This window comes from Desulfosediminicola flagellatus (assembly GCF_005116655.2).
GTDB classification, from domain to species: Bacteria; Desulfobacterota; Desulfobulbia; order Desulfobulbales; family Desulfocapsaceae; genus Desulfopila; species Desulfopila flagellata.
In genome coordinates, this window is the sequence record NZ_CP050698.1 from 4,405,009 (window position 1) to 4,425,175 (window position 20,167).

Sequence of the window (20,167 nt, forward strand, 5' to 3'; positions counted from 1 at the left end):
CAGCCATCACTTTGCCAGCGCCGCCTCTATTTTTGTTGCCATGATTTTGAGGTTACCTGCCACATCAGCCGCCAACGCATTAAGCGGAACAACTTCACCGCCAATGGCAGCTGCAACAGCCCGAGCACTCTTAGGATCAAACTGTGGTTGTACGAAAATCACCTTCACCTTTTCCGCCCGCGCCTGTGCTATAAGTTTTGAAAGCTGGCGTGGCCCTGGCGATTTCCCGCCTGTCTCTACCGCTTCCTGCTTCAAACCGTATGCAGATGCGAAATAGCCAAAGGAAGGATGAAAGACATAAAAAGAATTACCGCTGTATGGTGCGAGTTTTTTGCTGTTTTCTTTATGCAACAGTAAAAGTTCCGCTTTCACGTCTGCAAGATTTGCAGAATAGACAGACCTATTGGCAGTATCTACTTGAGCAAGTGTTTCTGATATCTCTTCTGCCATAATCATCAGATTAGGAGGCGAAAGCCAGACATGTGGATCCTTAGCTTCATGGTCATTATGATCATCATGACCGTGGTGTTCCTCCCCATGCTCATCTTCTACCGCGCTTATTTTTTGGACATGATGAGCGATATCTATAATTTGCAGATCAGGTGCCACCTGTTTCACCTTTTTTACCAGCTGCTCTTCGAATTCCATCTCCATAATGAACCAGATTTTCGCCCTGCTGAGAGCAGCCATCTGTCGTGGCGTCGGCGAGAAAGTATGTGGATCCTGCCCTTCACCGACCAAAACCCGACTGGTAACCTGCTCACCTCCGACTTTATCCACAAGCCATTTCTGAGGTGGTATTGATACAAAGACTTCTACTGCGGCATAACTGCTGCTTCCTGCTAAAAAACAGAGCGATATCAATAATAATAATAGAATTTTTTTCATCGTTACTCCTTTGGTCAATACATCAGTGCAGCGAGTCATCTTCTGCAGTTTTGCAAATAAAGTGGACAGCATCACACTGTTGACATTTCTGCAGTGGATGGACCGTAAGAAAATGCTGCATGTGTCTATGCTGGGCCGGCGTAAGCGACCCGGTGCCATTACAGAGAGGACATTTATTATCGAGAGCGATCTCAATGGCCTTACGGATAAATTCCGACTTGTTCGGTATCATATCGAGTATTTCTGCGAGTTCCTCATCTGTCTTAAAGGTGAAAACCCGTTCTTTTTTCTTCATTTTTCCTCCGTCACTCATAATGTAATACTAAGTAATACTACAACCGAATGAGGTCAAGATGCAAGCGGCGGATCTATTTTCTTTTCAAAGACGTATGTGGTTTTTTCAGTGTATCTTGATTGCAGGTAGTCTGTAGATTGTGTTCTAATAGACGGTTAGCAATTCACCTAATAACTCAATGAGAAATCACAATGCTTCAGATTGACATCCCGGGCCAAAACACATTCATATTGAAACACCTTGTTCTTGATTACAATGGCACTATTGCTGAAGATGGTGAACTTATCATCGGCGTTTCCAGCCGTTTGATAGATCTCAGCAATTCACTCACCATTCATGTAATTACCGCTGACACCCATGGGACTGTTATGGCTAAACTTGCTGGTCTACCTGTCAAAACCACAGTGATCGGAGAGGGAACGCAGGACAAACACAAAGAAGAATTTGTTAAGCAGCTTGGTGTAGATTCGGTAATCGCAATGGGAAATGGCCGAAATGATATACATATGCTGAGCGCCGCAGCAATCGGAGTCGGTCTTATGCAAAAGGAAGGGTGTGCTGCAGCAGTTAGCCAGTCATCAGATGTACTATGCAATGATATTTGTGATGCTCTAGATCTGCTGCGTTTTCCGGACAGACTGCGAGCAACATTACGAAACTAATAGGTTAAATGGCAGGACGGTACGAGTCAAAAAATCATTGCTTTATACCACCTCAACTCAATCGTAGATAGAGAGGTGTAAGGAGTGAGGCGTGAGGTAACAACTGCTGACAACGACATCAGTCCAGAAAAAATTGGCAACTCGCTGTGCCTGCATCAATACTCAGTGGTCAGATTTTGAAAGGTTTTATACTCCTCACACCTCACACCTCACACCTCACTGTACTAGCTGAGGATTAGGGGTAATCAGAGATATTTATCAATTAATTTCAGCAGAGCGAATCACTGTATCAAATATTTTTTCATACTTGCCAACGCTTGGCTCAGCACAGGTTGCAGTGAGGATGTAGACGTCATCAGATTCAGCCAGCATATAGGTGAAATGTATGACCGGAATTTTTTCAACATTTACCCTCCCCGCCATACTCTTCGAAATATTTACTTTTCCTGAGCGAAGAAGCAGTTCTTCCTGCTTGACCAGGTAATCTGGATAGACCCGTTTTTTTTCTTTCAGATAGTCTTTAAAGACGCTTCTGTAATCGGTATTAGCACTTATACGTTCCAGTTGAATATTCGGCTTAATTCCATAATCGATATCAGTAAACAACGTGACATAATCATTGCCCGGTATTTTAGTCATGAGCCAGTTTTCAGGCGGAGTGAGGGATAATCTGGAACCTTCAAAGCTGAATCTGCCGCTCGGGATTTTTTCACCTGAAGACGTACATGACACACATGTAAACAGAATTACCAGGAGAAGTAGCAATCTTTTCATAAATACCTTTCTTTTCGAACATCAAACATAATCACTCGATGCTAAATCACATCGGCATGTTAAGACCAAATACCCCTAACAATACCTGTAACTTTCAACTCTAACACAGAGTTACGATAAAAGTGTAACATCCTCAACAGTTGAAAAAGAAAAATCTACAATCATCGCTGATCGCAGATTCCAAGAAGACAAACAGGAGGGTTTTAACCCTCCTGTACCTAATGATATCAAGCAGCAAAACTGTAAACTGCATTTTCTTGTTATACCATTACCTTCCAAATCCATTTGAAAATATTTTCTCCATCTCTTTAAAAGCATGCTCAAAAGGTTCTTCGCGTATGTGCTTTTTACAGGATGGTACACAGGCAGGGACAAGATAGAAATAGAGCGTCTGCATCAGAAAAAACAACCAGATTCCAATAGACAGGCCATATGTCGTATGAGGAATCATCAAACCGATTATTAGCACGAATATCGTAAAGATCAGTCCCTCAGCCAGGATTGACCTGAGAGGTGTATCGGTAAAACATATTCCGCTGCGAATCCAACAAAATATCAATAAGATAAAAACGATACCAAGAAAATATCCAGTATAATAGATTGGCATTACCATCATCACCGGCACCAGTGCCAAGGGAAAGAGTACCTTAATCAGAGCAGTTTGAGACCAGCGACAAAGCAATATAGAGTAGAGAACAAGAACTCCCCATATATACAGTATTGACACCATTGACCAGCTCATATTCGATACAGGCAATGAATCAAGTAATGCTGCGCCAAGTGCACTGATGACGCCAAAGATCAGTGTTGTTCGTACTTGCTTACTCATAATTAGCCTCCCCGCTCATCGCCTCTTTTCTGCGCATAAGTTCAAGCTCTATCTCGTTATCATCTATTCGACCACCTACAAGACTATTATGAGTATTTGAGAAAGAATCGTTCTGCTTTCTCATCTCCGCATCTCGACAATATGCCTCGGTTTTGGCTCTCATAGTCTCGTATTGCAGGCGCTGTTCTTTTAGACATTCAAGCAGGCTTGTCCGATCCTGGTCCAGATCCTGTTGCTGCCGTTGCATTTCCTGCAGGTAGACTTGCTGGCTCCGTTGCTTACGAATCAGCAGCCTGGCGATCTCATCATTTTCTTTTCTAAGAGCCAACTCGAGATCTTTCTCCAGCTTTTCTATCTCAAGCGCGCATTGGTTATGAGCATTTTCGATTCGTTTAAGTGATGCAGTTATACTTTGAACTCTATTTTCTTTCTCATCAAGCGACGATTCCATCTCCCGTAAATACTGTTTTAAAAGTAGTTCCTTATCTTCGAGTTGATCCATGACTCCATGAATATCCGCTTTCCAAAGCCTGAGTATGCGTGTCATTATTGCCATTCTTTCACCTGAATGTGTTGGTTATCAGTCAAAATCACTGCGTCATTATCACTGGTTATTTCTTATCCCGTCGAATCTGGTAGCTCTCGTACTGCAGTATTTTTGCCTGATTCTTTTTCTTCTCGGCAACTGCGGCCGGTGCACCGGTAAAGGTGTCTTCAACACTCTGTTTGAGCGACTGAACCTCACCTTCAAGATTTTCGGCTACAGCCCGGGACCCAACACTGCTATTCAGGCTTCGATTTCTTACTTCATATTCTTCAATAGTTTTCAGAGCTTCTTCTTTTCTCCCTTTACGGATAGAGGACGCCACATTGTCTTTAAGCTTGTTATAGTCTTCTTTAACAACCTGCTCAGACCACGCCTCTTCATCGATACTTGCTACTACCGCTTTCTGATCCTGCACGCAAAATACTGTTAACAGTTGATTATTGCTGACGCCCTGTTTCACTCCATTATGAAGGTAGTTAACGTGCACGCTTCCTAATGTGTAACTCGCTGCCTTGTGGCTGGGCACCTGATAGGTGAGAAATATTTTGCGTTGCTGACCCGCGAGAAGATCACCCGGTTTAATAACTGCGTAATTTCCTTCACGTGAAATAGGATAACCACCTGCATCAATCAGCTGCACACCATCACCAAGAGGAATCCGTATTTCCAAACCACCCGCTACGATATTGCGTGTCATTTCAAATTCTTTTTCGAACACTCGAGCAAAGGCTATAGGATTTTCAAGAAAGTAATAGTTTCCTGCACCGTGATCGGCAATGGTCGTCATCAGCAGTTCGTTAAACTCATTACCAACCCCCACCGTGCTTACGGCAAGACGAGATTCTGTTCCGTTTGCTGCCATGCGTCCAAGTGAATACGGATCGGTAACACCCTGATTAGCAAGACCATCTGATATGAGGATGATTTTTCGTTGTCTGCCTGCGTCATCGGAAGATTTAACTGATGAAAGTGAAGAAAATGATGAAATACCAAAATCAAGTCCGGCTCCAAGATTTGTTCCGCCGCCGGGTCGAATCATCCGTACTCGTGCTGCAAGATTTTGCCTGTTGGCATTCGTCATATAGGTAAGGGGTGAAACACGCTCTACTCCATTGGAGTACGTTATTACCGCCATACGATCACGTGGTGATAATCGCTCCATCAAGCCTATTACCGCCTGCCTCGCATCAACTATTTTCTGTCCCTCCATTGAACCACTACGATCGAGTACAACCACCAGATCAACCGGTTGCTGCTGAACATCAATCGCATTCTCAATATTTGCCCCCGTAAGGGTCAGGGCAACCGAGACCGTGCCATCCGACCCCTGAAGCACTTTATCCTGAATCAATTTGGTATCTATCACCACAAGTTCATCGTTTGATACGGCCGGTACAGGTATAACCGTGGCCACTGCCTGGTTCTTATTCTCTACATAGACCAGCGCCAGTGTGGTAACTCCGATCAACATCACAATTGTCAAAAAGCCTTTATTCAATGGTTTCATTTGCCTACTCCCTATTCGAGATTTAATCGCGGTATTGCTTCCCCCTTTCCTCTATGATACGGTTTCTCTGAAATAGGACAATTCAAACAAATGCAAATGGTTAAGCGTATTTTTTTACATAACTTTTACTTTGACTGCAGCCTGGTGTGATGTAAGGTTTAGAACAGGAATCAGCCACAACTCAGTCGAACACGCCATGCAGGATAATCCGAACAAGGGAAGCACAAATGAAACACGCCAAAGCACATATACTTATCGTTGAAGATGATCAGGCCATATTACGCGGCTTAAGTGATGTGCTTGTATTTAACGGGTACTCTGTTGAAGCTGCTGAAGATGGTGGTAAAGGGCTTGAAATGATATTGAATAATCAGTTCGACCTTGTCCTGCTTGATGTGATGTTGCCAACCATGGATGGTTTTTCTATCTGTAAAGAAGTGCGGCGGAAAAAACCTGCTCAACCGATCGTGATGCTCACCGCTAAGGGATCTGAAGATGATATCGTCACCGGATTTACCGCAGGGGTTGATGACTATATTTCTAAACCGTTCTCCCTGCGTGAACTGATTGTTCGCGTAGAGGCTGTACTTCGCAGAAGTGGTAAGCATCTGGGAGATGAACGAATTGAGTTAAGCTCTCTGGTATTTGATGGGAAAAATCTCCGCGCCAGTTGTAATCAACATGTTGTTGATCTTACCCGTCGTGAGATGGATATAATCGTCTATCTCTATCGCCATCAGGATAGAATTGTTTCAAAAAAGGAACTGCTCATCGAAGTGTGGCACTATGCCGATGCGGATATCGAAACCCGAACAGTAGATATCCATATGCTGAAGCTAAGAAAAAAACTCCATTCGCTGGATGCTACAACAGATCTGATTCAGACAATTCGCGGCGAAGGTTACAGGTTAGAATATGAGCAGGCTTAAGCTTTTTATAGTTCTCTTCTTTGTTACAGTCTCTATTCCTTTAGCTTTTGTTATCTGGCAGACATACTCAGGTTTGGAACAGGAAGAAAAGGGACAACTACGCTTTTTCTCAGAAGCGATGTTTGACCGGATGGAAGCAGAGCTTGCAGATCTTGTACAGGTTGAAGAAAACCGTGCGGTTGATGAGTATGGATATTTTCTTGCATCATCAACAGGATCCGACGGCAACACAAAGCTGTCGCCACTGGCTACGCAGGAGTATCAGAATTATATCCTCGGCTATATGCAGAACAATCCTGATGGCTCCTTTCAGACGCCACTTGTTGCTGATACAGATAGAAATAGCGACACAATTCAACCCTCCCGAATAGAACTTATTTCACAGCTCGAAGAAGCGAACAGGATATTCAACCAGAAGAAATTGACCGTTATCAAACCAGTCTCGCCGGCTGTTGCTACTGCGGCAAAACCAATTGAAAAAGAGGCTAAAAAAGACAGTTTTTCAGAACGCTATCTGACACAATCCAAAACAGCGCCGAGCAAAATATATCTTGGTAAAAAACAGCAACGAATCGAAGAGGTGACAGCTGAACAGGTAATCAACATTATGCCTGCTGATGAAGGCCTTAAAAAGTACACCTACGAACAACAAAAGATACAACAAACCCAGGCAGAGAACAGAGCTATTGGGGAGACCGGTTCTGCCGCTGATTATGAAGTTGAAGACAGCTCGACATATCGTGACAAAATTTCAGACAGTAAAGGGATTTTGAGCTCTCTCCGCCGCGATAGATCGGAGCAAGAGCCAGATCGTAAAGAAGAAGCGCTACAACCAGATACAACAGGGTTTCAGGTTGAGGTCGCGCCATTTCAATCTGTTTCTATAAATGAAGAGCTTGTATATATATTCAGACGGATCGCTATAAACAATCAGATCTATCGCCAGGGATTTATCCTGAAAGTTGAGCCGCTGTTGCAGTATCTGGCCTCAAAACATTTTGAACAGCAACCTCTCGCCCAATATGCAGCGCTTACTCTTCAACGAAGAGATAGTGGTGACAATAATACTATCATGCAGATTGGTTCAATTGATGGTTCTGCAGATTTTTCGAATGAGCGGGTGTTCCCTCCGCCATTTAATTTTTTAAAAGTCAGCCTTAATGCTTCCACCGTTCCGGCTTCTCCGGCCAGAGGATCGCTTAATATCGCGATTATCGTCCTTACTCTTTTTATGTGCATTGGCCTGATCGCCATCTATCAGAGCGCCTATACAATAGTGGCAATGTCTGAGCGCCGCTCACAATTCGTCTCTTCTGTCACGCATGAGCTGAAAACTCCTCTCACCAATATCCGTATGTATATTGAAATGCTTGAACAGGGGATCGCGGCAACACCCGAACGCGAACAGGAATATCTGGCCATTGTCGGATCTGAGAGCACACGACTTTCCGGTCTTATCAATAATGTTCTGGAACTGGCAAAACTTGAGAAGAAACAGCGACAGTTCCATATACAGCCCGGATATCTTGATGATGTATATACTGAAGTAGCAGCAATAATGGCAGAAAAACTCAAACAGACAGGATTCACATTAGCTATTGAGCCAGGGAAAGATAATGAAAACATTCCTGAATGCAATTTTGACCGTGAAGTAGTCATTCAGATTCTTACCAATCTTATCGAAAACAGCATCAAATTTGGTCAACATGCTGATTTGAAAAAAATCACAATAAGAACCACCTCGCACGATGGCTCCGTCCGTGTTGATGTTTCCGACACAGGCCCCGGCATCCCGCAACATGCTCTCAAAAAAGTATTCGATGATTTTTATCGGGTGGATAACGATCTGACTAGATCTACCGGCGGCACAGGTATTGGTCTTGCCCTAGTTAAGAAATTTATGAATGCTATGGGTGGGAGTGTTAAAGCTGCTAATAACCGCGATTCAGGTTGTACAATTACTCTTCAGTTTCCTGCTGGAGTCTCTCAATAAAAATGAGGCCAAAGTCAACCTCCCCAGCTTCACCTAAACTTTTTCGCCCCCCTATTCCGCTAACCAGTACTGTTAAAAAACACGTCTGCAAAGATTGGATTTGGAGCAGTTACAAAGCAACCCATTTTCCATTCTTGTAATATCTACAAACAAATATGTCACATACCACTTAATCACCTTCGCCTTTGTAACTAAATATCACTATCAAAGACTGATCTGACAAGATCGTACTGCCACCTCCATACGTATTGGATATTTTTTTACAAACAGGCACTCTATTTGCGTGTCGCATAACAACTAGCTAATTTCAACAAATAGAGGCCTACTTACCCATTATGGAACTACACAAATTTGAGATTCAAACCTCAGAGTCTGATTTCGACAAACTACGTTTACTTGAGGATTCCGGAGTAGCAATTATTGGTGGCATCAGCCAGCAGCGTTTTTCATCATCGCCTGGAGATGGTTCAACCGGATTAGCACAAGATGATTCTGATCAACCGGTCAAAGTCGAATTATTCACCTCCACACCGCCGGAGATACTGCTCAAAAAGCTCTCCATCTTCACAAACAGCCGAACTGTTAGCATTTCGAAATGTTCCAGCCTTACTTTGGAGACACGTCCAGATAGCATTCATAAAAATAATGAACTTCCGGTAAGAGCAGTCGAACAACAGCCACAAGCTATAGTGGAAGATGGGCTAAGTTCTTCGATTGACTTTACCCATCCAGACGTCATGCACCTTAAGGTGGAAGCTCAAGCGACCCCAATCTTACTCAACAGGGTATTTGCAGCAGTCTGCCAATTTGACATCATCTTGACAAGCGGACGCAAGTTGAGGCAAGGACAACGTGATTTCGCCATGCTCTCCTTTAAAGGGGTCAATCAGGCATTGCAAAAGCAAATCAAAGACAGGTTTAACCTTGCCATCAAACCATTCTATATTCCAAACGATTCCGAGATATTTTCGCAGTTTGTTCTAACTAACGACCTTCAAATCAGCCTGCAGCAAAAAGGACCCATGACAGCTATGAGAGTGTTATGTGATAGACCGACTCCTTCTTTCAGGTACCAGCTCCTCAGTCATCTGGCATCATTCAAAATCGATATCCCACTTGCCAGAATGTCTACCAGAAATAACACAATTGAAGATGTCTACCATCTAAAACCAATATCAAGTCAACTGCTTCCCCCTGAATTGGCAGAGGCTTTGCGACAAAAACTTACAAGGATATAACCATGAAGAAAATAGAAGTGTTTTTCCCCTCACAAATAAACACTGACAAACTCGAAGACAAACTCTATCCTGTAGGCGCCAGGTCACTATCTCTGGTGGAAATGCGTGTACTTAACCAAGGGCCAGCGAAAACCGAAAAATACCGTGGGGTGGAACGTACCATCCGCTACAGCAGCAAAATTAAGGCCGAGATTATCGTCGATAATGACGATTTGAACAGAATAATATTACTTTTGAGCGACTTTAAAACAACAGACAATGAGCGACCGCAAGCTTTTATATCAGAACTCTCCGCAGCAGATAAGCCAGCAATGACACTCTAAGCAGAATTGGTTACAGCAAAATGTATAAGCGGTCACTGTAAATTTAAACCCACTATTTACTTTTACTCTGGCCTCTTATATTACCATTTTTATTACACTGAAAAATACTAACCGGTCTTTATCTGCAATCAGTTTATTCTACTTTTACATATAGTTTATAACAACTTACCCAACCATCCTTGTTAGGTAAACAAGTTGACCTTTAAAAAAAATAGAGGTATTAACACTGTTAGGATGCTGAAGAAAGTCGACTGAGATTCAAAGGAAATTCTAACCACCGGCTCCATAGCAGTTATCTTATAAATCATATCTAAACATGGATTTTCAAAAAACAGGTAAGAAAATGGATAGTTCTGCTCTACCAACCAAATGCATTAATATCACGGATCTCCCAATCAAGGACGTTAAGACGAGAAGACTTTTCATTCTCGCTGACGGCAAGCGGTCTCTACAAGAAATCATAAAACTCTCAGGAATGTCTGAGGAAAAAGCTCTCGACAAATTGCAAGACATGGTAGATGGTAATTTTATCAGTCTCGAGAAATTAGATACAAACCAAAACTCTCCCCATTTCACTGCCAATGATAAAAATCATAATTTTATTCAAGAAGTCACAGAAACTCTTGCTGAATATATCGGCCCATTTGCAACTGTAGCCATGAGTTCGTTTACAGCCCCAATCATATTACCAAGTGATAAACAAAAGATTATAAATAGAGCAAGCATGGAAATTGAAAGCACAGATGCTAGAGAGACCTTTCTCAATTCGCTCAAAGCTTCAGGGATAATCTAAAGAACATCGGTAGTTCTCATCCGAAAACGATTTTTTTCTCAAACTCATCGTTTCGCATCAACTCCTGAAACAATATCCTTTTATATCAATTAGCAGGCAGGCAAATCCGCCTGAAAATATTGAAAATTTCTCAGGCGGGTTGTGAGTTAAAAGAAATACTACGAATTCTTTTTATAATGCTCCATCAGTTTAAGCACACTAATCCGCAATCGTTCAATTGCATTCCCTAGCGAACCGATTTCATCGCCTGAAGTAACAATAATTTTTTCCTCAAGTTTTTTTCCCAAACTGATTTCCGAGGTTCTCTTTTCAAGACGTACAATCGGTGCAATGATCCTTTTTTCAAAGAAAAACCAGATAACCCCAGAAAGACAAACGATACCAGCAAGACCATAGCCAAACAGGGTCAGTGCTGATTTTTTAGCCGCATCTACTGCTGTCTTTATTGGCACATAAGTGATGTATGTTGCAACTGTCGCCCCATCAACCCAGTGATATCCGTTTGTTGTTCCATACAATTTACGTTGTTCCTCCGGTGCATCCTTAGGGTCCCCGTGACACCTGAGACATTTCTCTTTAACTGTTATTGGTTGAGCATAATAGAAAAACTTTGCACCTTTTTTTTCAATGATCCCTTCTTTTTTCTTCAATATTTTATTCGCATCAAATTCCTGAATGAGTTTCAGTTCATCAGAATCAGCCTTGTTGAGTGGATAAAGCGGATCGATGGATGCCTGCTTAAATTTATAATCAGGGAGTTTACCACTGAATTCTTCCCAGACTCCCCTGGTTACTGTAAAACCTGACATAATCTCAGGATAGAACCGCTCCTTATCAACAATGTCCATAATCAATGGACGCTGTTTTGTTCTATAGAAACTTCGTGATGCCTCTAGAAAGGTCGAAACAATCTCACCTTTGTTTCTGGCTTCCTGAAGAGAATTTTTATAGGTAAAGCTATAACTTAACCACGCAAACCCACCTATAGCGATAAAACTGAGTGCGGCTATCACCACAATAAAACGAATGCGAATACTCATAACTTGCAACTCCCCCCCATTAATAATCATTTCTTAAATTCATAACTAACATTCAACTACATCCACCCCCTTGATCATCAAGCAGTAGGCAGGAATAATAATAATTCCGAAGATATCGGATACTAACAACTTAAACCATCAATTTAAGCAAAACAAGAAATAATAACAAGAAAGGAGGGTTACACGTTGATTTATTACAACTTTTGTGATTTCCAGAGAACATTGTCTGCATGGGAAAAGAAAAGGGGTCAAGTCCGCTTTTGACTTTTATCCTTTTAGGCGTTAGAGTAATCACTATGTCTAGACCATTACGAATAGAATACCCAGATGCTTGGTACCATGTCATGAATCGTTGCAGGAGGGGTGAGCAGATTTTTTTCACTGACGGTGATCGTGAAGAGTTTCTGAAAGTGCTACAAGAAGCGGGTGAGTTATGGGATCTCAGGATATCAGCCTATTGTTTAATGCCTAACCATTACCATCTTTTAGTCCACACTCCCAAAGGTAACCTATCACGTTGCATGCGCCACATAAACGGCGTTTATACCCAACGATTTAATCGTCAACATCACAAAGAAGGGCAATTGTTTAGAGGGCGCTATAAAGCTGTTCTTGTGGATAAGGATAATTACCTATTGGAAGTTCTAAGATATATCCATAGGAATCCTCTTAAAGCTGGACTTGTGAAGACACTGGATCAATTTTCATGGAGTAGTCACAAGGCATATTTATCAAAGGCAAAGAAATGGTCCTGGTTGCAAAAAGAACCACTCTTAGCGCAGATTACTCCTATCGTTTCCAGACAAAAAGCAGCATATCTAGATTTCGTTTCACTGGGAGAGTCTAAAGAACTTGAGAGATTTTACTCACTGAAAAACCTGCCATCGATGTTGGGAAGTTCCTCTTTCAAAGAGTACATCAAAGAAAAGTTCATGTCCCTGGCTAATAGCGTAGAGATACCTGAATCGAAAGCGCTGGCACCAGACATTGACAAAGTGATAGCTTGTGTTTGTGAACATTACAGCGTGGCACAACAAGATCTGCTGTATTCAAAAAGAGGTACTGCGAATACTGCAAGGGATAACGCAATTTATCTTGCCCGGCGTCTATGCTGTAAAACATTACCAAATGTGGGCGCAGCATTCGGCATCGCTAATTACAGTACCGTGAGTAGTGTGATTCAGAGAGTGAAAAGACGCATTGAGAAAGACAGCACCTTGGTAAAAGAACTGAGCATTATTGAAAGAAAAGTTATCAAAAGTCAAAAGCGGAGTTGACCCCTCATTTCCTATTTTCTCTACACTGCTCTTCTGAGCCGTATGCTTTAAGAAACTTTGGCAAGCTGTACCCTTTTTGGAATTGAACCACAGTCTTTACCATGTCATTTCCTCCTGATGTTATGTTTCTAAGGAGTACGACATACGTGAGGAATCATATGGTGACGACCCTCCGACTTTTTTTTGCTAGCTGAAATTCAGGGGTAATAAGAAAAATATTTAAAAAATAAACAGTGTGAACCTGATCAGTAAAAGACTGCAAGCATGGTCATGAGAATTACAATAAAGAGTAGCATAAAACCACTGCCCACGCGGATATAATCAGTGGTTTTGTAGCCACCTGGCTGCATGATCAGGGCATTAACCTGGTGCGTAGGCAGGATAAAGGTATTGATGGAGGCAACAGCCACAACCATACCGGCAATTCTTGGGTCAGCACCTACCTGAGATGCCATATTCATGGCCAGAGGTACTAGCAGAACCGTAGTTCCGACATTGGATACAAACATACCAAAAAAAGAAGTAAGCACGATCAGAATGAAATAGAGCAACATGGGTGTTAGATTATCAATATGCAGCAAAACAGTTTTTGCCAGAAAATCTGCCGCCCCTGTTTTTTCAAAAGCTGCTCCCAAGGGGATAAGACCTGCAACCAGAAAGATGGTCTTCCACTCAACAGCTTTGTATACCTCGTCAATGTGCATTACTTTACCGATCAATATGACCATGAGCGAAACCAGGCCGGCTACAGACAGTGAGAGACCTGTTCCAAGGGCAAGGGCAAGGAAGACGGCCAGGGCAATAAGCGCCATAGTTGCCTTGCCTTCTCTGACCTCTTCGCCTCGCAGATTTTCGGTATAGATTATATCGGTCTTCTCCTGCAGGGTGCGGAGGTGAGCCCATTCGCCATGAAGAAGGATTGCATCACCGGGTTTCAGTGCAATATCAACCAGCTCTTTAATATAAATTTTATTGCCGCGCATAATGGCCAATGGATTGATGAGATAGAGATTTCTCACGGCCAGCTCTTTCATTGTATGTCCATTCAGAGCTGAGCGAGAGGAAATAATAGCCTCAACTACACCGTATCTTTCTGGTGACGATTCTGCTGCAAAGGTCTGAAAATTCTCCCTTGGCTGCCAGCCAAGATCACTGGTGATTTTTTGCAGGGAGTCTTCACGGCAGGCAACAACAATAATATCTCCCGGACCCACGACTGTTGTACCCAAAGGAACCATAATTTTGTTGCGTCCCTTATTCTTGGCTACTGCCAACGCAGTGGCCTTGTATCTTGCACGTAGATCGAGCTGTTCAAAAGTCTGTTCAGGAAAGTTTTCGGGCACAATACACTCGAACCCTTTTCCTACTTCTTCCCCATAGAGTGCACGAAGTTTGGCACTGACGACACCGCCTTCCTCCTCTGCTGACAGGGTTGGAAGCAGCCGGCAACCGATCAACAGAAAAAAGACAAGGCCGCCAAACACCATGGCAATACCGATGGGGGTAATATAAAACAGGCCAAGAGGAACAAAGTCCCCTTCTGTTGCACCATTTCCTGTCCACCACTTAGCCATCACATCGTTGAGAATAATGAGTGGGGTCGAGCCAACTAAGGTAAGATTTCCACCCATATTAGCGCAAAAACCAAGGGGCATAATGATCTTCGAGGCTGGGATTTTGCTTAATCTACTGACTTTAAGAGCGGCAGGAAGCATAAGGGCAACAGCCCCTACATTGGACATGATAGCAGAAGGAATAGCCACGGTGAGACTCAGCAGAGTAACCACTCTGGATTCACTGGTTCCGGCTACCTGCATTATTTTTTGGGCAATTTTTCCTACAACTCCGGTCTTCTCTAATGATGTGCCAAGTACCATGACGCAGATGAGAACAACAACGGCATTGGACCCTAGCCCGGAAATCGCCTCCTTTCCGGAAAGTAGACCGGTCAGCGGGAGTAATGTCATAACCAACAGTCCGACAACATCCACACGGAGAAGATTAAATACCAGGAGAATAACGACCAGACCAAGCAAAGAAAAGGCCATTATCATTTCGTTTGTGAGAATAAGAGGATCCATAGCTTTTTCCGGAAATATCAGGGTTGATAAATTATAACTCAAGGTTTCAAGTTTCATCGGAATAATTAGAGGATACACCCAAACCTATTTGATTGGAATACTGATTTTTCCAGCTGGCCTAATGCTCTGTAAATCTTTAAATGTCGCAAAGATTGTTCGGCAATTTTAGTTCACTGCGAGGCACGAATGAAGGAACATAGCAGCGATATGTGACTGAATGAGAAACGAAGTCAGTGTGTTCAAAGGGCGAAGAATATCCGATAGGTAAAGGTTTACAGAGCACTAGGAGTGCTGTCCGAGAATAGGGGTTTTGGTCAAAATCGAGAGATTTTCAAAAAATAAGCACAGCCATATAGATGATATTGCGAGCATTATTTTTTGAAAATTCCGAAGAGTTTGGGTAAAAGCCATTGTCGGACAGCCTCCTAGTTTCCTCCGCCTTTAATTTTGGCCACATAAATTTCAAATTTGCAGCCCACAGCATGTGCCAAAAACTCTTTGGGTCGCAACAAGAAAAGGGAAGAAAAGGGGTCACCCATAATTTTCTTTCATCATGGCAACAGCCAACTTGGCACCAGTCCCGTTCAGGTGGCCGGTGCAAAGGATGTCTTCCCTGTTGGACCTGAGGTGTTTGATAACAAAGGGGATTCTGGCCTTTCCGCATTGGGTACCGGGACTAACCCTAACATAGTTCGCAGACTGGACGCCAACATGCCCCCCCCTAGTCGATGTGTTGGCGTGACAGGGATACCTAACTTCAGTAGTACCCGGGTTTCAATAGAAAAATCAGTTTAACGTTATCTTTAGCCAGATCTGGTCAACATCCTCCCACCCTGCTTGCTCACGTCTTACACGACGTCCTCATTAAATTCGCCACCACTGCATTTTTCCAGAAAGGATCTTACTTTGTGTCTATCAGGAGGACGGCTAAAACTTACAGACTCGAGTTGTTAGGCAGGCAGATACATATTATATGTTTAGATGGAAGTGATTCTATTTACTGATCGGATTATGCACTTTTCCCAACCTCAGATTCACAACAAGAAAATTGATGCTCGCAGGTAGCGTAGACTCAGGTATCAACTATATGGCTCCGCTCAATTTCCTCAATCTTGGGTAAAATGCCTATAATCCGACAAGCTCCTAGACTGAAATATAACTCACTGCGTTTTTCGGTAAAAACTGCAAACATGATCGAGATTTCAACAAATACAGAAAAGAAACAATGGAATCAATACGCAGCTGAAAATGTTGCGGCCAAATATTCCCATCTATTCGATTGGGGTGAATGTCTTGCTACGACTTATAGCGTGCGAATCTTCCGGCTGGCAGCAATAAACACCCAGACCAACCAAATATGCGGCATCCTTCCTCTCGTTCTTTTCGACCCGCCTGGCAAAGACAAACGATTGATTTCACTTCCTTATACTGATGCGGCAGGCATACTGGCAGACGATTCGGAGAGTGGACGTAGTCTTCTCCTGGCAGCCCTTACGCTCGCCGACAAACTTGGAGCAGACCATGTGGAATTACGTCAGGATAGAGCACTTCAGTCTTTTTTTCAGCAGCAAAAGACAATTGATTCATGGTGCTATGCACCCCATCATTTCAAGACGGGGCTCCTCCGACCGCTTCCGGCATCAGTGGATACACTATGGGCTGATCTTTCCTCAAAAGTTCGCAATCAAATCCGTAAGGCTGAACGATGTGGTTGTATCGCAAAAGCAGGTGGTGTCGAACTCCTTGCTGATTTTTATGCTGTTTTCTCAGAAAACATGCGTGATCTCGGCTCACCCGTTCATGCACCTGAACTCTTTCAAAGCCTTATAGACAGCGAGTCTCTGCGAACCGCAATAATTGTCATCTATTTGCATGCCAAACCTGCTGCAGCAGCTTTCGTCCTGTTGCATAATGAGACTCTCTACAATCCCTGGGCTTCATCCCTGCGAAGGTACCGGCAATTTTGCCCTAATATGCTGCTTTACTTGTCAATGCTCGAATATGCGGTCAATAATTACTGCACGTGGTTCGATTTTGGTCGTTCCTCTCCCGATGCACCCGCCTGTCGGTTTAAACTCCAATGGGGAGCAAAGATGGAACCACTTGGCTGGCATGTTTTTTCACGAAAACCACACGACTGGGATCCCCGAAGGGAATCTCTGGAATACGACAACTGGAAAAGTATTGATCTTGAACGTTCCCGGCAGGACGGGCCAGCAATCAGGCGATGGATCAGCTTGTGAGGCAGGAGATGAATTATCTCGCGTATAAAAATGTCGAAGTCTTTTTACCTCTACCGATTTTTCCGATTATTGAGGATGTTGGCTGGTGGCGTGGGGAAGATGGCTCAGCCTTTCAGCAACCGTATCGTAACGCATTTCCCAGACGACACTGTCTGGCAGATTACCAGGCCCTCGTCCGGTTAGCCAGCAGACTGGGGGTACGTATTGGCTTAGGTATGGTGCTCTGTGAATGGGACAGAAACAATTCGCTCAAAGACATACCCGGTGCCACCTGGATGGGCCGCCATTGGAACAACCACATCAATCAGGGTCCGTGGCTCGATGAAACGGCCGACTATCTGCTCCACAATCAGGATTCCCTTGAATTGGGCTTACACGCGCTTTGCCATGAATTCTGGAACGAGGGGAAAATGGAACGCTCCGAATTTCACGACCGGCACGGTTTTATGCGATCAAGTCAGGTGATCAAATCTCACCTTAATGCTTTCGGGAGCATCCTCGAACACAACGGATTTTCAGAGTTTCCTCGTCTATTTTTCCCTCCGGCTCTGAACCACAGTTTCGGCAACGGTCAAGAATCAATACAAGCACTCCTGTGCAATTACGGTATTCGCTATGTGATAACCCGCTTTTCCAGAGCACGACGCTTTGCTCCAGCGCATCATGAAAAGATCACCTGGGAGTGCGGCGTCGGTCTCTTGGAACGTGGACTTTCACCTGTCCCCTGGAATATGTCTGCCTGTCCGCCAAGTTGGGATTTTTCCGGGCCAATCCTACCTCTACATTGGGGAAACTTACTCCACCCTAATCCTGAACAAAACACTGATATCATTGATGGTTGGGCAGAAATGTTGCTTGCCGGGACAGCCGGTCCAGAGTTCATTTTGGCCGAAAATTATGATATCTGCTGGCGTCAGGCGGCAATCTCCTATTTCGGCAGACTCTCTCTTGATGCTGGGGCTATTGTTGTTGATCTACGTGCACTTCCAAAAGACATGCCGAATAGCAATGGGTCGTTCTTTGTTAAAATACAGGGCTGCCAGACAACACCGTTACGTTTTCAGGGAGTGCATATAGTGGCAGATCGCTTTGCTGGAGACATCCGTACGTTGCAACTTCTGCCGAAAAACGGAAGGCAAAGAATACGGCTTCTTTTGACTTGATGGCGTCGTAAAATTCGTCATCTCCTTCGTTATAGCAAGATATCTACCATTACGATGGAGCTTCGAAACCAAGGGCAGTTCCAGGAGACCTATCCGAGAATGCAAGACTGCAAAGGGTTCAACGACAATCCCTCAAATCGACACATACATTTCAAAACACTAAGAAGTATAGAAGCAATTAGGGATTGTGCTTGCTCTGTTGAGCATCGAATTGCCAAAACGCAAGCACAACCCCTATATCCCACTACGACTTCACTTCAACCAGCTTTGCCAGTTTTTCAGGCAACTGTCGTTGCATCATTTCAGTAGGTACCCGAGCCGGGTTAAAGGCTGGTTGTCCCATTTCATCCAACACTTTGAGACCATTGTCACCAGAGAGCATAAATTGCAAAAAGGCTTCTGCCGCTTCTTTGTTCGGAGCATGTTTGAGCATGGTGACGCCATAGGTGATTGATTTGCCTTTTTTGTCGATAAAGGTACCTGGCTTTTTGCCTGTTACAGTAACTTTGGCAGTTGAATAGAGGGTATCGTAGGCATAATTACCGAGATTCACTTCATCACTTAGTTCCAGGTAATTGAGCTTATGTTGAACTGCTACAGAGAGATATTCCCAACCGTAATCAAGATCTCCGGATTGTAACATCTCCACCAGTTGAATCGCTTTCGCTTTAACATTCTTCAGTGGCCTGTTGGCCAGTAATTGGTCATACAGTCCATCTATTCCATAGTATCTTTCTGCGAGCTGCATAACCATCAGACTCCTGTAGCCACATGGGTCCAGGTTCGGATCTGAATGCCCCCATTGTACCTCCGGGGTGCGTAAAATATCATACCAGTTGTCTTTTGTAAGCGTGTCGCTGTTCTTGCTTTTATCGGTATAACAGAGAACAAGCCGGTTAGATGCAAAACGGATGTTCCAATCTGCAAAAGCAGGGATCAGGTTATTGTCGATAACCATATAGTCAGCAGAAGCCATGATATCGGCCATCTCACCTTTTTCGGATATCAGTCGCGCCATCTTAGTGCTGCCACCCGCTTTTGTGATAACATTAACCTCAGGGTAGATCTGGTTAAACTCTTTAATCATCTGCTTGAGCGGGACTGTCAGACTGCCAGCATGATAAATGGTCAGATCGCCCTGCGGTCCCGCATGAGCCATCGCCGCAAAAAGCGTGAGTAAAAGTGCACATCCGAAACGGATCAGCCATGAAGATTTTCTTGTATTTCTCATCTTTGCTCCTTGGTAGGGTATTGGTTTTGAATAGAAAAAAACACAATAATAACAGGCAAGGAGATCAAAGGGTACAGGAGCACAAATACAAACGAAAACTGACCTTAAATGACTTGAGGGTTTCAGGGGAATTGCGGGAGAGAGTCAAATTAGATAGTGTTTTTCAGGTTACTCGCCCTTATTTACCCATGCCGATAATCCATTGTGATTAGTCTTCAACAAAACTTCCTGCAAATAGCATAAAAAAATGGGCTTCAGCAATGTTGCTGAAGCCCATTTTTCGTTTCTCTACACATCACCAGGGTAATCTTCCCAAAAGGATCACAACTCTGCTTACAGATCTACTGTTGTTAG

At 43.5% G+C, this 20,167-nt stretch carries 18 protein-coding genes; 9 read left to right on the plus strand and 9 right to left on the minus strand.

Annotation, left to right across the window (positions count from 1 at the left end):
- Window positions 1-6: 6 nt before the first annotated feature.
- Window positions 7-888, minus strand: a complete 882-nt coding sequence (locus FCL46_RS18160; protein WP_167506078.1) for a metal ABC transporter solute-binding protein, Zn/Mn family — start codon at window positions 886-888, stop codon at window positions 7-9.
- Between the two features lie 22 nt (window positions 889-910).
- Window positions 911-1,183 (minus strand): CopG family transcriptional regulator, encoded by a 273-nt coding sequence (locus FCL46_RS18165; RefSeq protein ID WP_136810377.1) that lies wholly within the window; start codon window positions 1,181-1,183, stop codon window positions 911-913.
- Between the two features lie 191 nt (window positions 1,184-1,374).
- On the opposite strand from FCL46_RS18165, the gene FCL46_RS18170 reads away from it, so the two are divergent.
- Complete coding sequence (locus tag FCL46_RS18170; RefSeq protein ID WP_136810376.1) at window positions 1,375-1,845, plus strand: HAD family hydrolase; 471 nt, start codon at window positions 1,375-1,377, stop codon at window positions 1,843-1,845.
- Between the two features lie 258 nt (window positions 1,846-2,103).
- Here the strand turns inward: FCL46_RS18170 and FCL46_RS18175 are convergent, their stop codons facing one another.
- The 4 genes from FCL46_RS18175 to FCL46_RS18190 all read right to left on the minus strand — a co-directional run bounded on the left by FCL46_RS18175 (window position 2,104) and on the right by FCL46_RS18190 (window position 5,502).
- On the minus strand, window positions 2,104-2,619 hold the full coding sequence (locus tag FCL46_RS18175) for a hypothetical protein (protein WP_136810375.1): 516 nt from the start codon (window positions 2,617-2,619) through the stop codon (window positions 2,104-2,106).
- A 268-nt stretch (window positions 2,620-2,887) separates the two neighbouring features.
- On the minus strand, window positions 2,888-3,448 hold the full coding sequence (locus FCL46_RS18180) for a hypothetical protein (protein WP_167506077.1): 561 nt from the start codon (window positions 3,446-3,448) through the stop codon (window positions 2,888-2,890).
- The gene (locus FCL46_RS18185) at window positions 3,441-4,004 is read right to left on the minus strand and encodes a PspA/IM30 family protein (protein ID WP_136810374.1); all 564 of its coding nucleotides are present in this window, start codon (window positions 4,002-4,004) and stop codon (window positions 3,441-3,443) included. Before FCL46_RS18185 ends, FCL46_RS18180 begins: the two co-directional genes overlap by 8 nt.
- 55 nt (window positions 4,005-4,059) lie before the next feature.
- The gene (locus FCL46_RS18190) at window positions 4,060-5,502 is read right to left on the minus strand and encodes a vWA domain-containing protein (RefSeq protein ID WP_136810373.1); all 1,443 of its coding nucleotides are present in this window, start codon (window positions 5,500-5,502) and stop codon (window positions 4,060-4,062) included.
- A gap of 227 nt (window positions 5,503-5,729) precedes the next feature.
- On the opposite strand from FCL46_RS18190, the gene FCL46_RS18195 reads away from it, so the two are divergent.
- The 5 genes from FCL46_RS18195 to FCL46_RS18215 all read left to right on the plus strand — a co-directional run bounded on the left by FCL46_RS18195 (window position 5,730) and on the right by FCL46_RS18215 (window position 10,778).
- Window positions 5,730-6,431 (plus strand): response regulator transcription factor, encoded by a 702-nt coding sequence (locus FCL46_RS18195; protein ID WP_136810372.1) that lies wholly within the window; start codon window positions 5,730-5,732, stop codon window positions 6,429-6,431.
- Window positions 6,418-8,424: a sensor histidine kinase gene (locus tag FCL46_RS18200; RefSeq protein WP_136810371.1), complete on the plus strand. Its 2,007-nt coding sequence runs from the start codon at window positions 6,418-6,420 to the stop codon at window positions 8,422-8,424. Before FCL46_RS18195 ends, FCL46_RS18200 begins: the two co-directional genes overlap by 14 nt.
- 335 nt (window positions 8,425-8,759) lie before the next feature.
- Entirely contained in the window at window positions 8,760-9,662 is a 903-nt protein-coding gene (locus FCL46_RS18205; RefSeq protein WP_136810370.1) for an ACT domain-containing protein, read from the plus strand.
- A gap of 2 nt (window positions 9,663-9,664) precedes the next feature.
- Window positions 9,665-9,985 carry a P-II family nitrogen regulator gene (locus FCL46_RS18210; protein WP_136810369.1) on the plus strand — a complete coding sequence of 107 codons (321 nt, stop codon included), beginning with the start codon at window positions 9,665-9,667 and terminating at the stop codon, window positions 9,983-9,985.
- A 316-nt stretch (window positions 9,986-10,301) separates the two neighbouring features.
- Window positions 10,302-10,778, plus strand: a complete 477-nt coding sequence (locus FCL46_RS18215; protein ID WP_136810368.1) for a DUF8082 domain-containing protein — start codon at window positions 10,302-10,304, stop codon at window positions 10,776-10,778.
- Between the two features lie 158 nt (window positions 10,779-10,936).
- Here the strand turns inward: FCL46_RS18215 and FCL46_RS18220 are convergent, their stop codons facing one another.
- On the minus strand, window positions 10,937-11,818 hold the full coding sequence (locus FCL46_RS18220) for a Tll0287-like domain-containing protein (RefSeq protein ID WP_167506076.1): 882 nt from the start codon (window positions 11,816-11,818) through the stop codon (window positions 10,937-10,939).
- A gap of 230 nt (window positions 11,819-12,048) precedes the next feature.
- Here FCL46_RS18220 and FCL46_RS18225 point away from each other — a divergent pair, with 230 nt between their 5' ends.
- The gene (locus FCL46_RS18225; RefSeq protein ID WP_228723246.1) at window positions 12,049-13,095 is read left to right on the plus strand and encodes an REP-associated tyrosine transposase; all 1,047 of its coding nucleotides are present in this window, start codon (window positions 12,049-12,051) and stop codon (window positions 13,093-13,095) included.
- Window positions 13,096-13,340: 245 nt separating this feature from the next.
- Here FCL46_RS18225 and FCL46_RS18230 read toward each other — a convergent pair whose 3' ends face one another.
- On the minus strand, window positions 13,341-15,176 hold the full coding sequence (locus tag FCL46_RS18230) for an SLC13 family permease (protein WP_167506075.1): 1,836 nt from the start codon (window positions 15,174-15,176) through the stop codon (window positions 13,341-13,343).
- Window positions 15,177-16,366: 1,190 nt separating this feature from the next.
- On the opposite strand from FCL46_RS18230, the gene FCL46_RS18235 reads away from it, so the two are divergent.
- Window positions 16,367-17,419, plus strand: a complete 1,053-nt coding sequence (locus tag FCL46_RS18235) for a GNAT family N-acetyltransferase (protein ID WP_167506074.1) — start codon at window positions 16,367-16,369, stop codon at window positions 17,417-17,419.
- Entirely contained in the window at window positions 17,404-18,582 is a 1,179-nt protein-coding gene (locus FCL46_RS18240) for a hypothetical protein (RefSeq protein ID WP_136810364.1), read from the plus strand. Before FCL46_RS18235 ends, FCL46_RS18240 begins: the two co-directional genes overlap by 16 nt.
- Before the next feature lie 244 nt (window positions 18,583-18,826).
- Here FCL46_RS18240 and wtpA read toward each other — a convergent pair whose 3' ends face one another.
- Window positions 18,827-19,813: a tungstate ABC transporter substrate-binding protein WtpA gene (gene wtpA / locus FCL46_RS18245; protein ID WP_136810363.1), complete on the minus strand. Its 987-nt coding sequence runs from the start codon at window positions 19,811-19,813 to the stop codon at window positions 18,827-18,829.
- Window positions 19,814-20,167 lie beyond the last annotated feature (354 nt).

What these genes read in the sequence shown, in the direction of transcription:
- FCL46_RS18170 (WP_136810376.1), top strand. Translation starts at nt 1,375, where the DNA reads ATGCTTCAGATTGACATCCCGGGCCAAAACACATTCATATTGAAACAC.
- FCL46_RS18215 (WP_136810368.1), top strand. Translation starts at nt 10,302, where the DNA reads ATGGATTTTCAAAAAACAGGTAAGAAAATGGATAGTTCTGCTCTACCA.
- FCL46_RS18175 (WP_136810375.1), bottom strand. Translation starts at nt 2,619, where the DNA reads ATGAAAAGATTGCTACTTCTCCTGGTAATTCTGTTTACATGTGTGTCA.
- FCL46_RS18205 (WP_136810370.1), top strand. Translation starts at nt 8,760, where the DNA reads ATGGAACTACACAAATTTGAGATTCAAACCTCAGAGTCTGATTTCGAC.
- FCL46_RS18190 (WP_136810373.1), bottom strand. Translation starts at nt 5,502, where the DNA reads ATGAAACCATTGAATAAAGGCTTTTTGACAATTGTGATGTTGATCGGA.
- FCL46_RS18240 (WP_136810364.1), top strand. Translation starts at nt 17,404, where the DNA reads ATGGATCAGCTTGTGAGGCAGGAGATGAATTATCTCGCGTATAAAAAT.
- wtpA (WP_136810363.1), bottom strand. Translation starts at nt 19,813, where the DNA reads ATGAGAAATACAAGAAAATCTTCATGGCTGATCCGTTTCGGATGTGCA.
- FCL46_RS18230 (WP_167506075.1), bottom strand. Translation starts at nt 15,176, where the DNA reads ATGGATCCTCTTATTCTCACAAACGAAATGATAATGGCCTTTTCTTTG.
- FCL46_RS18200 (WP_136810371.1), top strand. Translation starts at nt 6,418, where the DNA reads ATGAGCAGGCTTAAGCTTTTTATAGTTCTCTTCTTTGTTACAGTCTCT.
- FCL46_RS18160 (WP_167506078.1), bottom strand. Translation starts at nt 888, where the DNA reads ATGAAAAAAATTCTATTATTATTATTGATATCGCTCTGTTTTTTAGCA.
- FCL46_RS18195 (WP_136810372.1), top strand. Translation starts at nt 5,730, where the DNA reads ATGAAACACGCCAAAGCACATATACTTATCGTTGAAGATGATCAGGCC.
- FCL46_RS18210 (WP_136810369.1), top strand. Translation starts at nt 9,665, where the DNA reads ATGAAGAAAATAGAAGTGTTTTTCCCCTCACAAATAAACACTGACAAA.
- FCL46_RS18235 (WP_167506074.1), top strand. Translation starts at nt 16,367, where the DNA reads ATGATCGAGATTTCAACAAATACAGAAAAGAAACAATGGAATCAATAC.
- FCL46_RS18180 (WP_167506077.1), bottom strand. Translation starts at nt 3,448, where the DNA reads ATGAGTAAGCAAGTACGAACAACACTGATCTTTGGCGTCATCAGTGCA.
- FCL46_RS18225 (WP_228723246.1), top strand. Translation starts at nt 12,049, where the DNA reads ATGGGAAAAGAAAAGGGGTCAAGTCCGCTTTTGACTTTTATCCTTTTA.
- FCL46_RS18185 (WP_136810374.1), bottom strand. Translation starts at nt 4,004, where the DNA reads ATGGCAATAATGACACGCATACTCAGGCTTTGGAAAGCGGATATTCAT.
- FCL46_RS18220 (WP_167506076.1), bottom strand. Translation starts at nt 11,818, where the DNA reads ATGAGTATTCGCATTCGTTTTATTGTGGTGATAGCCGCACTCAGTTTT.
- FCL46_RS18165 (WP_136810377.1), bottom strand. Translation starts at nt 1,183, where the DNA reads ATGAAGAAAAAAGAACGGGTTTTCACCTTTAAGACAGATGAGGAACTC.